The 13,397-nt window shown below is 72.9% G+C and carries 11 protein-coding genes; 7 read left to right on the forward strand and 4 right to left on the reverse strand.

The window, feature by feature from the left end:
* Positions 1-26: 26 nt before the first annotated feature.
* Positions 27-647, forward strand: a complete 621-nt coding sequence (locus AB0Q90_RS13900; RefSeq protein ID WP_363162051.1) for a chaplin — start codon at positions 27-29, stop codon at positions 645-647.
* Positions 648-748: 101 nt separating this feature from the next.
* On the opposite strand, the gene AB0Q90_RS13905 is transcribed toward AB0Q90_RS13900, so the two are convergent.
* The 4 genes from AB0Q90_RS13905 to AB0Q90_RS13920 all read right to left on the reverse strand — a co-directional run bounded on the left by AB0Q90_RS13905 (position 749) and on the right by AB0Q90_RS13920 (position 7,617).
* Entirely contained in the window at positions 749-1,477 is a 729-nt protein-coding gene (locus tag AB0Q90_RS13905; RefSeq protein WP_363162052.1) for a class I SAM-dependent methyltransferase, read from the reverse strand.
* Positions 1,474-5,790 (reverse strand): aminotransferase class I/II-fold pyridoxal phosphate-dependent enzyme, encoded by a 4,317-nt coding sequence (locus AB0Q90_RS13910; protein WP_363162053.1) that lies wholly within the window; start codon positions 5,788-5,790, stop codon positions 1,474-1,476. The genes AB0Q90_RS13905 and AB0Q90_RS13910 overlap by 4 nt, the downstream gene beginning before the upstream one ends.
* A gap of 106 nt (positions 5,791-5,896) precedes the next feature.
* Entirely contained in the window at positions 5,897-6,382 is a 486-nt protein-coding gene (locus AB0Q90_RS13915) for a nucleoside deaminase (RefSeq protein WP_363162054.1), read from the reverse strand.
* A gap of 41 nt (positions 6,383-6,423) precedes the next feature.
* The gene (locus AB0Q90_RS13920; RefSeq protein WP_363162055.1) at positions 6,424-7,617 is read right to left on the reverse strand and encodes an MFS transporter; all 1,194 of its coding nucleotides are present in this window, start codon (positions 7,615-7,617) and stop codon (positions 6,424-6,426) included.
* A gap of 58 nt (positions 7,618-7,675) precedes the next feature.
* Here AB0Q90_RS13920 and AB0Q90_RS13925 point away from each other — a divergent pair, with 58 nt between their 5' ends.
* From AB0Q90_RS13925 to AB0Q90_RS13950, 6 genes are all read left to right on the forward strand, one after another.
* A complete protein-coding gene (locus AB0Q90_RS13925; protein ID WP_363162056.1) occupies positions 7,676-8,041 on the forward strand; it encodes a MerR family transcriptional regulator in 366 nt (121 codons plus the stop codon).
* A gap of 41 nt (positions 8,042-8,082) precedes the next feature.
* Positions 8,083-8,856 carry a GNAT family N-acetyltransferase gene (locus AB0Q90_RS13930; RefSeq protein WP_363162057.1) on the forward strand — a complete coding sequence of 258 codons (774 nt, stop codon included), beginning with the start codon at positions 8,083-8,085 and terminating at the stop codon, positions 8,854-8,856.
* Between the two features lie 92 nt (positions 8,857-8,948).
* A complete protein-coding gene (locus tag AB0Q90_RS13935; protein ID WP_363162058.1) occupies positions 8,949-10,109 on the forward strand; it encodes a sensor histidine kinase in 1,161 nt (386 codons plus the stop codon).
* Positions 10,106-10,774, forward strand: coding sequence for a response regulator transcription factor (locus AB0Q90_RS13940; protein WP_363162059.1), 669 nt, complete (start codon positions 10,106-10,108; stop codon positions 10,772-10,774). The genes AB0Q90_RS13935 and AB0Q90_RS13940 overlap by 4 nt, the downstream gene beginning before the upstream one ends.
* Before the next feature lie 142 nt (positions 10,775-10,916).
* Positions 10,917-11,132 carry a hypothetical protein gene (locus tag AB0Q90_RS13945; protein ID WP_363162060.1) on the forward strand — a complete coding sequence of 72 codons (216 nt, stop codon included), beginning with the start codon at positions 10,917-10,919 and terminating at the stop codon, positions 11,130-11,132.
* A gap of 5 nt (positions 11,133-11,137) precedes the next feature.
* Positions 11,138-13,360 (forward strand): MMPL family transporter, encoded by a 2,223-nt coding sequence (locus AB0Q90_RS13950; RefSeq protein WP_363162061.1) that lies wholly within the window; start codon positions 11,138-11,140, stop codon positions 13,358-13,360.
* Positions 13,361-13,397: the final 37 nt, after the last annotated feature.

Consider the following 13,397-nt stretch of genomic DNA (forward strand, 5'->3'; position numbering starts at 1 on the left):
TGAGACGGGTTACCCGAAACGGTGTGATGGCCGTCGCCGCCGCCTCCGGCGCGCTGGCGGTGACCATGCCCGCGCAGGCCGACTCCGCGGTGGACGGCACCGCGGCCGGCTCGCCCGGTCTGATCTCCGGCAACACCGTCCAGCTCCCGGTGCACGTCCCGGTGAACGTGTGCGGGAACACCGTGAACGTGGTGGGAGTGCTCAACCCGGCCGCGGGCAACACCTGCGCCAACGAGAGCACTGGCGACGACCGCGCGGCGCCCGGCGGAGCGTCCGCCGAGGGCGGCGGAAAGGATTCACCGGGGGTGCTCTCCGGCAACGGCGTCCAGCTGCCGGTCGATCTCCCGGTGAACGTCAGCGGCAACAGCGTGAACGTGGTCGGCATCGGCAACGCGGCCGTCGGCAACGAGTCCGTGAACACCTCCGGCGACCGCCCCGACCGCCCCGCCGAGCCCACCCCCGAACCGCCCGCACCCCCCAAGAACCGCCCCGCCCCGAGGCCCGTGCCCCGGGTGCCGGAGGGACCCGACACCTCCCTCGCGCACACGGGAGCCGACCACACCGTCCCCGCGGTCGCGGGCGCCGCTGCCCTGATCCTCGGCGGCGCCGCCCTCCACCGGCGTTTCCGCCCCCGCGCGACGCGCTGACACTCCGCAGCGCCGAGCACGGACGGAAGGCCCCACCGGATACTCCCCCCGACCGGTGGGGCCTCCGCCGTCCGCGCCGCCGGCCCGCCCCCGGTCAACCCTCAGGCCACCACCCCCGTGAGCAGCACCATCCCGGAGTCCCCGTAATCCGGCAGAGTCGGGTCCGCGTCGATGCGGGTGACCGACAACTCCCGGGTCAGTGGCGCGAAGACGCGCGTGACGACCTCCGGATCCACCGGGCAGCCGGGCCAGCGCGAGGCCGGGCCGATGCGGTACGTCGGCATGTTCTCCATGAACGCCGCGACGACGTAGCCGCCCGGCGCCGCACAGCGGACGAAGGCCCGGCAGAAGGCGGCGAACTCCCCGGCGTCCTCGGTGGCGCCCTCCGCGACGAAGTGCATCGACGCCAGCCCGTACCCGCCCGGCGGCAGCCGGCGGACGTCCGCGTGCTCGACGCGCACCCGCGCCAGCCCCCCGGCCGGGGTCGCGGGCAGCGCCGGGTTGAGCCGCCGGCACAAGGCGTGGAACGGCAGCCAACTGGCGTCGGGACCTTCGAGGATCTGCCGCTCCAGATACGCGACGTTGCCCGCGCCCGCCTCCACGGCGTCGATCCGGCGGCACGCGGCGGCGGCGAGCAGCAGCGGATACAGATTCGGACCCGCCCCGAACTCCACCGCACGCACAACGGAGTCGGGCGCGAGCCGCCGGTAGAACGCCGAGTGATGGGCGATGACCGCCGCGTCCGCCGGGTGCAACTCCCGGTAGTTATCGGCGAGATAGTCCGCCACCGGCCAACGGTCCCAGTCCACGTCGTCGTTGCGGGTCGTCATCGTCGCCCCGGCCGCGGCGCCGTCCGGTGCCGCAGCGGGAACCGCGCGGACAGCCGGGTCAGCGCGTCCGTCAGCCGGTCGATGTCGGCGTCGGAGTTGAGCGCCGTGATCTGGATGCGCACACCCACCCGGTCACGCGGGACCAGCGGATAGGCGGCGAGCGTCACATAGATGCCCTCGTCCCACAGGAACCGGGCGACCGCGTCCAGGTCGCCGGCGTTCGCCAGCGGGATCTCCAGGATGGGCAGCCGGCCGTCGTTGGGGGTGAACACGTCCAGGGCGGCCAGATGGTCCACGACCCGGGCCGTCTTGCGGTACAGATCGGCGCGCAGGGCGTCCCCGCGACGGTCGTTGACGTCCAGCCCGGCCAGCGCCGTGGCCAGGGAGGCCGTGGGTGACGGGCCCGAGTACAGATACGGTGCCGCCGCCGTCTTCATCCGGTTCTTCAGCTCGGTGGGCAGCGCGACGAACGCCAGCAGCGAGGAGTACGCCTTGGAGAAGCCGCCGACGAGCACGATCCCGTCGTAGGTCTCACCGGTGTGCCGCACCACGCTGTTGCCGCGCGAACCGTACGGGCACGGCTCGCCCGGTCCGCGCTGCCCGATCACGCCGAAGCCGTGCGCGTCGTCGACGTACAAGGTGGCGCCCCGGCGGCGGCACACGGCGGCCAGCGCCGGCAGGTCGCAGACGCTGCCGCTCATGCTGTTGACGCCGCCCAGGCACACCAGCCGGGGTGCGCCCGCGGGCGTCGCGGAGAGCAACGCGTCCAGTTCGTCGGGCCGTTCGGCGTGGAAGCGGCGCAGGGTGGCGCCCTGTCCGCGGGCGACCAGGCAGCCGTCGTAGACCGTGCGGTGGGCGGTCGCCTCGACGAAGACATGGCCCTGGTCGGCGAGGACGGGGATGACCGAGGCGTGGATGAGGGTCAGCGTCGGCAGCAGCAGGGTGTCGGGCGCGCCCAGCAGGTCCGTGAGCCGCTCCTCGATCTGCGGATACAGCCGCGGACTGCCCAGCAGCCGCGACCAGCTCGGATGCGTGCCCCAGCGGCGTACGGCGGGTTCGACGCGGTCGATGATCTCCGGGTCCCAGTCGAAGCCGAGGTAGTTGCAGGACGCGAAATCGATCAGCCAGTGGTCGCCGCAGCGCACATGCCGCCCGCGCACCTCGTCCAGCACGGCGTCGCTCATCGGGCTGGTGCGCCGCAGCCGGTCGAGGTCGCCCGGGCCGGTGTCCCGCGCCGACGGATCCGGCGGGGGCGTGTCGCGGGCCCGCGTGCCCAGGGCGCCGGTGTGCCGCCGCAGCACCCGCTCGCTCTGCTCCACGGTCATCGGCCGGGCGAACAGATAGCCCTGCCCGAACCGGCATCCCATGCCGGCCAGCAGATCCCGCTGCGCCGGGTCCTCGATGCCCTCGGCGATCACCTGGAGGCCGAGGGTGTCGGCGATGCGCACGATACCCTCGACCAGCGCCACCTGCTGGGCGTCGCGCGGGATGTCGTCGATGAACGTCTTGTCGATCTTCAGGACGTCGATGGGGAAGTCCCGCAGATAGCGCAGCGAGGAGAACCCGGTGCCGAAGTCGTCGACCGCGATGTGCACGCCCAGGTCCTTCAGGGCGTGCAGCATGCCCTGGATCTGCGCGTCGCGCCGCAGCAGCACCGTCTCGGTGAGCTCCAGCTGGAGGCTTCCGGGGGCCAGCCCGGGCGTGCGCAGCGCCCGGTCGACCTGGTCCAGGAACCCGGTGTCACGGAACTGGCGGGCGGAGACGTTCACACTCACGTAGGGCGGCCCACCCGCCGGGACCAGCCGTTGCAGGCCCGCGATGTCCTGTACCGCGTTGCGCAGGACCCACGCACCGAGGACGGCGATGTGCCCGGTCTCCTCGGCCAGCGTGATGAACTGCTCCGGCTGCACGGGCCGGCGCGGGGCGTGCGGCCAGCGCACCAGCGCCTCGAAGCCGACGACGTCGCCCGCGGTGATGTCCACGACCGGCTGGTAGCGCAGCGCGAACTCCTCGCCGGAGATCGCCCGGGCCAGCCGGCTCTGCAGATCGTGCCGCTCGACCATGCGGGTGTGCAGCAGCGGCTGGAAGCGCCGCCACTGCCGTTTCCCGGCCGCCTTCGCCGCGTACAGCGCGAGGTCGGCATGGCTCAGCAGTTCCTCCGCGTCCGTGCTGTCCCGGGCGGTGGCGACGCCCACGCTGGCGGAAACCGTCACCGACTCCTCGGCCAGCGCGAACGGCCGGGACAGCGCCTGGATCACCTGCGCCGCCAGCAGCTCCGCGTCCAGCGGTTCCCGCGCGTCCTCCATCAGCACGGCGAACTCGTCGCCGCCGAGGCGGGCCGCGGTGTCGCTGCGCCGCAGCGTGTGCGACAGCCGGTCGCCGACGGCCATCAGCAGATGGTCGCCCGCCGAGTGCCCGAGCATGTCGTTGACCTGCTTGAAGTCGTCCAGGTCGATGAAGAGCAGACAGGTCAGCGCCGACTCGCGGCGGCCGCGCAGCAGGGCGCGTTCGATGCGCTCCAGCAGCAGCGTCCGGTTGGGCAGACCGGTGAGGGAGTCGTGGAAGGCCCGCTGGGTCAGTTCGTGCTCCAGCCGCCGCTGCTCGGTCACGTCCCGCAGGGTGACGACCAGGCCGCCCACGGTGGGCTCGTTGCGGAAGTCGCTGCACCGCACCTCCACCTCGACGCGGCCCTCCCGGCGCCGCACCCACCAGTGGTCGTGGCTCGGCCGGGATCCGTTTTGCCGCACGGAGGCCAGGGTCCGGGCCGCCCGCTGCCGGTCCCCGGGGTCCACCAGCTCCGGCAGGGAGCTGCCGGCCAGGTCCGCGGTGCCGAACACGGAGGCCGACGACGGACTGGCGTACCGGACGGTGTCGTCGTCCTCCACGATCAGGATCACGTCGGAGGTGTTGCGCACGAGCGTGCGGAAGTACGCCTCGCTCTCCCGGCGCACGACCTCCTGGCGCAGCACCACCCGCTCCAGCGCGAGCCCCGCGTGGGAGGCGAGGATCTCCAGAGATCCGCGGGTCTCGGTGAGCGGCCCGACCGGCCCGGCCACGAGCAGCACGCCGGCGGCAGGCCCGGCCGGACGGTCGGGCTGGGCGGTGGTGCACACCATGACGTCCGGCTGATCGCCCAGCCGGGCGGCGATGTCCGGGCCGAGTGCGTCGGCGGTCGTCAGGTGCGTGTGGTGCAGGACCGGGTCCCGCGCCTGCTCGGCGGGCAGCAGCAGGGTCTGATGGGGGACGCCGGCGCCGAGCAGCGTGCGCACGGCCCGCTCGCAGGAGCGCGCCACGTCCGCCGGCCGGGCCGCGGCGACCAGCGAGGCGGCGGCGCCGCGCAGCGCCAGCTCCCGGGCCACCACCCTGCGGTGGGCCACCACCATGCCCGCCAGACGCACGATGACCAGCAGGAACAGCAGGCCGGAGAAGGCGGCGAGCACACCGGCGCTGTGGGCGGGGCCGGTCACCGCCTCGTACAGCAGGATCCCGGGCGCGATGAGGGTGGCCGCGGCGAGCAGCGCGAGCCGGCGCGGCGGCGGCAGCAGCGACTCGCGGGCGGACACGGACGCGGTCAGCTCGACCATGGCCGGGTGCAGCGCGGCCAGGCCCCAGGCCGTGTAGAAGACGATCCAGCCCGCGTCGAGCAGCGTTCCCGCCTGCCACATCTCGTTGAGCTGGAGGATGCCGTAGGCGATGTCGAAGCAGAGCAGCGTCAGCGTGCCGAGGACCAGGAGCTGTACCGCGGGGTTGTGGCCGCTGATCGGGGCGGGGGTGAGCAGCCGGGCCAGCAGGGCCAGGACGAGGACGTCGCCGAGCGGGTAGGCGATGCTGATCGCCCGCTGCTGCCAGGTCAGCCCCTCCAACTGTGTCAGCGGCTGCACCAGATACAGCCACACGGGCAGGGCCAGCCCCGCGGTGAGGATGATCGCGTCCAGCAGGCTGGGCAGATCGTGGCCGGCCCAGCGGTAGCGCACCAGGCCGGACAGACCGACGGCGAACAGCGGATAGGTGGCGAGGTAGCAGGCGTCGGCGGGGGAGGGGAACGGGTTGGAGGCGTGGAAGTACTCCTCCATGACGTTGTAGTACGTGTCGCCCGCGACGAAGGTCAGCAGACCGGCCGCGAGCACCCACCAGGGCCAGCGGTGGGCGGGCCGGTGCAGCCGGGTCCCGGCCAGGACGGCGGCGACCCCCAGCAGGCCGATCACGGCCCAGACCGGGGTCCGGGCAGCGGGGACCGTGAGGTAGACGACCGTGGCGACGGCGACCAGCGTGAGCAGAGCGGCCGTCAGCCGCTGCGCCGGCAGCAAGGGCATGCACCTCCCCCGCGGGAGGAACCCGGCCGTCCACCTGGTTCGGTCCATTTCCGATCCTAGGCATCGCAGGTCAGCCCCTGCATCTCGGACGGACGGCGCCCGCGGCTCAGCCCTGGCGGTGATGGAAACGCAGGTGCAGGGCCCGTACCTCCTCCGCCAGTTCGGGCACCGGCCCCTCCACCACAACGCCGGGCGCGACGTCGTTGACCGCCAGTGTGCGCACCGGCGGCTCGGGCACCCCCAACTCCGCGAGCCATGCACCGAGTTGCTGGGAGGAGGCGACGTAGACGATGCGGCCGAGGCCGACCCAGGCGTGCGCGGCGGCGCACATGGGGCAGTGCTCGCCGGACGTGTACACCGTTGCCGCCGCCCGTTCCTCGGGGCCGAGATGCTCCGCCGACCAGCGGGCCAGCTCGAACTCGGGGTGCCGGGTGCGGTCGCCGGAGGCCACCCGGTTGCGGTCCTCGGCCAGCACCGTGCCGTCCGCCCCCACGAGCACCGAACCGAACGGCTCGTCCCCGGCCTCCAGTCCCGCGGCCGCCAGCTCCACGCACCGGCGCAGATACGGCAGTTCGGAGTCCTTCACGACCATGGCGTACGACCCTCTCTCGCGACGTGATCTTCCCCCGCACCCTACGTGCGCCGCCGCCCGGGCGGAAAGGCGAGCGCCACGGTGACGAGGGCCGCCGCGACCAGCGGCAGAGCCGTCCAGGGCAGCGCACCGGCGCCCAGGCGGTCCAGGGCGAGACCGCCGGTGAACGAACCGGCCGCGATGCCCGCGTTGTACACGGTGGTCTGCAAGGAGGTGGCCACGTCGGCGTGCACCGGCCCGGAGGCGTCGACCAGGGCGGTCTGGATGAGCGTGGGCGCCCCGCCGAACGCCATGCCCCACAGGGCGACGGCGGTGAGCAGCACACCGGGCGTACGGGCGTACAGGCCGAGCGCGAGCATCACCGCCGCACACACCGCGAGCGCGGCGAGCAGGGCGGGCCGCAGGTGCCGGTCGACGACCAGGCCGGTCACCCAGATCCCGGCGACCGTGGCCGTCCCGAACACCAGCAGCACCAGGCCGGTCCGGCCGAACCCGGCGTGCGCCGCGAACGGGGCCGCGTAGGTGTACAGCACCTGATGGCCGACCAGCAGGAACAGCGTGACCGACAGGACGGGCAGGATCCCCGGCAGCGCGGCCACCCGGACCACCGGCAGCCGCGCGCCGGGCGCCTCCCCGGGGAAGCCGGGCACCCGCCACCGCACCCAGCCGGCCAGCACGACGGCGAGCGCGGCGAGGACGGCGAAGGCCGCACGCCAGCCGACGACCTCGGCCAGCCAGGTCCCGGCGGGCACACCCAGCGCCAGCGCGAGCGTGATCCCGGCGAGCACGACGGCGATCGCCCGCCCGCGCCGCTCGACGGGCACCATCCGGGCCGCGTACCCGGCCAGCATCGCCCACAGCACACCCCCCATCAGCCCGGCCGCGAGCCGGGCGGCGAAGGTCAGCGGGTACGACGGGGACAGCGCCACCACCGCGTTGCTCGCCGCGAACCCCAGCAGCGAGCCCATGAGGACCGGGCGACGCGGCAGCCCGCGCAGCACAGCCGTGAGCGGGATCGCGCCCACGAAGGAGGCGAGCGCGTAGCCGGTCACCAGGAAACCGACGCGCGCCTCGGACACACCGAGGGCCGGCGCCATACGGGGCAGCAGGCCCGCGGGCAGCAACTCGGTCAGGACGGCCGTGAACGCGGCGGTGGTCAGGGCGAGCAGCCCGGACCACGGTAGCGTCCGGGGCCCGGACAGGGCGGTGCCCTTGGCCAGGGACGAGGTGGACATGCGACCATGCTCGAACCTTCACATCAGTGTGAAGGCAAGGCCGACCCGGAAGACCGTCATGAAGATCGGCGAACTCTCCCGCCGCACCACCGTCCCCACCCGCCTGCTGCGCTACTACGAGGACCAGGGCCTCCTGCGCCCCGGCCGCGCCGCCAACGGCTACCGCGACTACGACGAGCAGGCCGTCCGGGACGTCCAGCAGATCCGCGGGCTGCTCGACTCGGGCCTGACCACGGAGATGATCCGGGCGATCCTGCCCTACCTCTCCGGCCCCGAGGAGATCCTGCTGCCCGCCGAGTGCCTGACGCCGGAGACGGCCGCCCTGCTGGAGGGCCACATCGACCGCATCCAGGCCCGCATCGACTGCCTGGCCCGCAACCGCGACCGGCTGCGCGCCTACCTGGCCGCGGTGCGGCCGTCGTAAAGCCGTTGCCGGTGTCGCGGCCGGCTGCTGGAGTGGGGCGCATGGATCATGCCGCGGTACTCGCCCTGTACGACCGGGACATGCGCGAAGGCGCGCGGCCGGACGGCCCCGACGCACGCGTCGAGCGGGCCGGGCGGGTCGTCCGCCAGGTCGCCGGCCCGCAGGGCTGGAACGGCGTCGTCTGGTCCGGCCTGGACGAGTCGGGCGCGGATGCGGCGATCGCCGAGCAGATCGCGTTCTTCGCCGGGCGCGGCCAGGGCTTCGAGTGGAAGCTCTACGGCCACGACCAGCCGCTGGACCTCGGGCGGCGGCTCGTCGCGGCCGGCTTCGCGGCCGAGCCGGAGGAGACCCTGATGGTCGCCGAGGCCGCCGCTCAGGCCGCCGACGTGGAACTGCCGGACGGCATCCGGGTCGTGGCCGTGACCGACACGGCGGGCGTGGACCTCGTGGCGGACGTCCACGAGCGGGCGTTCGGCACGGACGCCTCCCGGCTGCGGCACCAGATGCTCGCCCGGCTCGCCGCCGACCCGGACACCGTCGTCGCGGTGGTCGCCCTCGCCGGTGACACACCGGTGAGCTCGGCCCGGATGGAGCTGGTGCCCGGCACCCGGTTCGCCGGACTGTGGGGCGGTGGCACGGTCGAGGGGTGGCGCGGACGCGGCATCTACCGGGCGCTCGTCGCCCACCGCGCGCGTGCCGCCGCCGACCGCGGCTACCGCTACCTCCAGGTCGACGCCTCCGACCTGAGCCGCCCGATCCTCGAACGCCTGGGCTTCGCACCGCTGACGACCACGACGCCGTACGTGTACGAATGACCAGGTCGGCCGAGCACGGTTCACCGGGCGGCCCCCTTGCCCTGCCGCCTCCGGCATCCGTCGTGCAGCGGGGTCACGGGCAGAATGGACGCGTGTCGCCTCTCGCTCAGACCCGTTTCCGGCTGCCTCGTGGGGCCCGCGCCGACGCCGTACTGGCTCTGGGGACGTTCGTGCTGGTGGCGATCGCCGAAGGACAGCGGTTGCGGGACGGCGAGGGCTCGGCGCTCTCGCTGTCGGTGTCCTGGCTGCTGATTGCCGCGGTGTGCGGCGCGCTGTTCTTCCGGCGTCAAGTGCCGGTGGCGGTGGGCTGGTTCACGGCGCTGGCCACCGGGGGCTACTACGTGCTCAGTGCCGTCGACGGGCCCTTGGTCCTGGTTCCGATCGTGGCGTTGTACGCCATCGCGGCCCAGGGCCGGATGCAGGCGGCCGTCGCCATCGCGGCGGCGATGGTGATCGGCGTCGGTGTGGGCGCCCTCATGACCGACAGCGACGTCACGGGTACGGCGGTGTTCATGCTCACCGGCTGGCTGGTCGCCGTGGTGGCTCTGGGCAGTGTGCGGCACGGCCGGGTGGCCTACGCCGAGGAGGAGGCACGGCTGCGGGCGACCGAGGAACGGCTGCGCATCGCCCGCGAGTTGCACGACGTGATCGGGCACAACATCTCGATGATCAACGTGCAGTCGGGTGCGGCCCTGCACCGCCTGAAGAAGGATCCCGCGCAGGCCGAGGCGGCGCTGAGCGCCATCAAGGCGGGCAGCCGGGAGACCTTGCAGGAGCTGCGGGCCACCCTCGACGTGCTCCGCCGGGTCGACGAGGACGCGCCCAGGGCCCCGGCGCCGAGCCTGGCCCGGGCGGACGCACTGGTCGCCTCGGCGAAACTCGCGGGGCTCGCGGTGCGGGTCGAGCGGATCGGCGCCGAGCGCGCGCTGCCCGCGCGGGTCGACCTGGCGGCGTACCGGATCGTGCAGGAGTCCCTGACCAATGCGGCTCGGCACAGCGGCGCCGGACAGGTCACGCTCCGGCTCGCCTACGGAGACCGTGAGCTGACGGTCACGGTCGAGGACGACGGCCTGGGCGGGGCGGCCCGCCCCGCCCAGGCGGGCGGCGGCAGCGGCGTTGCCGGCATGACCGAGCGGGCGCGGGCCTTGGGCGGCGAGCTGACCGCGGGCCCACGGCCGGAAGGCGGATTCGCGGTGCGGGCCCGGCTACCGTACGGGATCACACAAGAGCCGATGGAGCGGGGAGACCGATGATCAGGGTCCTGCTGGCGGACGACCACTGGCTGGTCCGGGCCGGATTCCGGTCGGTCCTGGACGATGAGGACGACATCGAGGTGGTGGGCGAGGCGGTCGACGGGCAGACCGCCGTCTCCGCCTGCCACGACCTGAATCCGGACGTGGTGCTGATGGACATCCGGATGCCGGGGATGGACGGTCTGGACGCCACCCAGGTGATCACCGAGGACGAGCGGCTGGCGTCGGTGAAGGTGGTCATCCTGACGACCTTCGATCTGGACGACTACGTGTACGGGGCGCTGCGCGCCGGGGCGACGGGCTTCCTGGTGAAGGACACCGAGCCGGAGCAACTGCTCCACGCGGTACGGGTCGCCGCCCGGGGCGATGCGCTGATCAGCCCGTCGGTCACCCGCCGGCTCATCGCCGACTTCGCGACCCGGGTGAAGCGCCCGCAGCCGGATCCCCGGCTCGACGTGCTCACCGAGCGGGAACGCGAGGTCATGCAACTGGTGGCCGCGGGGCTGACGAACGACGAGATCGCCGAGCGGCTGGTGCTGCAACACTCGACGGCGAAGACGCACGTCAGCCGCATCCTGACGAAGCTCGGCGCACGGGACAGGTCACAGCTCGTGGTGCTGGCGTACGAGTCGGGCATGGTCAGCCCCGGTTGGCTGGGGGACTAGCCGGCCCGGCCGACCGCCCTGCGATGACCCCCTGACGCCGTTCTACTTCGCGGGTACCGCCTCGCCTACATCCGCCGAGGTACGCCCTGTGTCATCCCGGGGCCGACGATTTCGGCAGTGCCCCGCGTGCACGATCAGGGCCATGAACGCACCTTCCTCTCCCGGACGGGTCACGACCGCGTTTGTCGGCGCGCTCGTCGGAGCCGCCGCCGGGATTCTGCTGGTCTCGGCTGCCGGGGCCCTCGCTCTGGAGATCGACGGCGTGTTCGCCGTCCCTGCCATCGGCGTGCCCGCGTTGTGCGGCGCCGTGGTGGGCGCGTTCGTCATGCCCGGTCACTCACGCTCGAATCAGAGGTAGTCACCATGTCTCCAACTCGCGGGGTATCCGCGCCCGTTGCCCCACCCGCACCGCCCGGCCGACGCGCGAAGACCCGCGTCGGCCGGTTCGGCGCCCTGGCAGGCTGGGCGCAGCGTCACCGTTGGGCGGCCCTGCTGATGTGGCTGGCCGTTCTGGCCGCCGTCACTTTGGGTTCGCAGGCCGCGGGCTCCGCGTACAAGAACAACTTCGCGCTGCCGGGCACCGATTCGCAGACCGCCACCGACCTGTTCACGCAGCACGGTTCCGATCAGGCCGGGGACAGCGTCGACATCGTGCTCAAGGATCCCGGGGGCATCGACCGGCCCAAGGCCGCCGTGGAGAAGATGCTCGCCGAGGTCGAGCGGCTGCCGGGCGTCGCCGAGGTGCGCAGCCCGTACGCCGATGCCTCCGCCGTGTCCGAGGACGGCACGATCGGCTATGCCACCGTCACGCTCGACGGCAAGGCCGAATCCGTACCCAAGGAGGAGATCACCGGGATCATCGACACCGCCCGGGGTGCCGAGTCGGGCGATCTCCAGGTCGAAGTCGGTGGCGAGGCCGTGCGCGGCGCGGAGGAGAAGGGCAGTCCTACCGCCGAACTCGCCGGCATCGTGGCCGCCCTGGTCATCCTCGGACTGCTCTTCGGCTCCCTGGTCGCGGCCGCCGTGCCGCTGATCACCGCGCTCTTCGCGGTGGGCTCCGCGCTCGGGTTGATCGTTCTTGCCTCGCACGTCTTCACCATCGCCGACTTCACCCCGCCCATCACGATGCTCGTCGGGCTCGGTGTCGGCGTGGACTACGCCCTGCTGATCTTCTACCGGTACAGGCAGGAACTCACCGACGGTGCCCAACCGGCCGAGGCCGGCCGCAAGGCCCTGGACGCCGCCGGCCGTACGGTCTTCTTTGCCGGCTGCACGGTGATCATCGCCCTCCTCGGCCTGGTCGCACTCGGCCTCGGCTCACTGCAGGGCGTGGCCCTCGCCCTGGCCCTGACCGTGCTGACCACGATGGCCGCCTCGCTGGTCCTGCTGCCCGCGCTGCTGGCGCTCTTCGGCCGGCGCATCCAACGCCATGTGCTCAAGCACGCGGCCAGGACCGAGGCCAAGGGCAGGGCCGAAGGCCGGCGCTGGAGGGCGCTGGCCGCGGCGGTGCAGCGTCGGCCGCTGCCGGCTCTCCTGGCCGCCACCATCGCCCTGCTGGCCCTGTCCGCACCGGCTCTGGGCATGCGGCTCGGCTTCGCCGACGCGGGCAACGACCCGAAGGCCACGACCTCCCGGCAGGCGTACGACCTGCTCGCCGAAGGCTTCGGCCCGGGCTTCAACGGCCCCCTTGTCGTCCTGGCGCAGGGCGACGAGGCCGCGGGCAAGGCGGTGCAGTCCACCCTGGCCCGGACCGAGGGCGTGGCCGCGGCCAGCCCTGCGATGCCCTCGGAGGACGGCGCCCTGTCCACCGTGATCGTCTATCCCAGGACGTCGCCTCAGGACGAGGGCACCGCCGACCTCGTCCACCATCTGCGCGAGGACGTGGCCCCCGGGCTGGAGCGCGAGACCGGTGCCAAGGTCCTGGTCGGTGGGGCCACCGCCGCCTCCCAGGACTTCTCGGAGACCGTCTCCCGGCGGATGCCGCTCTTCGTCGCCGTCGTGGTCGGCCTGTCGTCCCTGCTCCTGATGATGGTCTTCCGGTCGGTCCTGATTCCCCTCAAGGCAGCGCTGCTGAACCTGATCTCGATCACCGCGGCGCTCGGCGCGATGACCCTGGTGTTCCAGCACGGCCTGTTCGGGGTGCAGCCCGGTCCGATCGAAGCGTTCCTCCCCGTCCTGATCTTCGCGATCGTGTTCGGGCTCTCCATGGACTACGAGGTCTTCCTCGTCGGGCGCATGCACGAGGAGTGGGAGCGTACGAAGGATCATTCCCTCGCGGTACGGGAAGGACTGGCCTCCACCGGCAAGGTGATCACCGCGGCCGGAGCCATCATGATCGTCGTGTTCGGCGCCTTCGTCCTCAGTGCTGACCGGATGCTCCAGGAGTTCGGCCTGGGCCTTGCGGTGGCGATCCTGATGGACGCGCTGGTCATCCGCTGCCTGATGGTCCCGGCCATCATGCAGCTGCTCGGCAAGTGGGCCTGGTGGCTGCCCGCCCCGCTGGCCCGGCTGCTGCCCAAGGTGACACTGGAAGGCCCCGCGGACAGTCCGCCGTCGAGCGAAGCGTCACCAGCCCGCCATTGCTAACCCCTATCCATGGAGTTATAGTCTCTAACGAAAGCGA

The sequence above is a fragment of the Streptomyces sp. NPDC079141 genome (genome assembly GCF_040686775.1).
Taxonomy (GTDB): domain Bacteria; phylum Actinomycetota; class Actinomycetes; order Streptomycetales; family Streptomycetaceae; genus Streptomyces.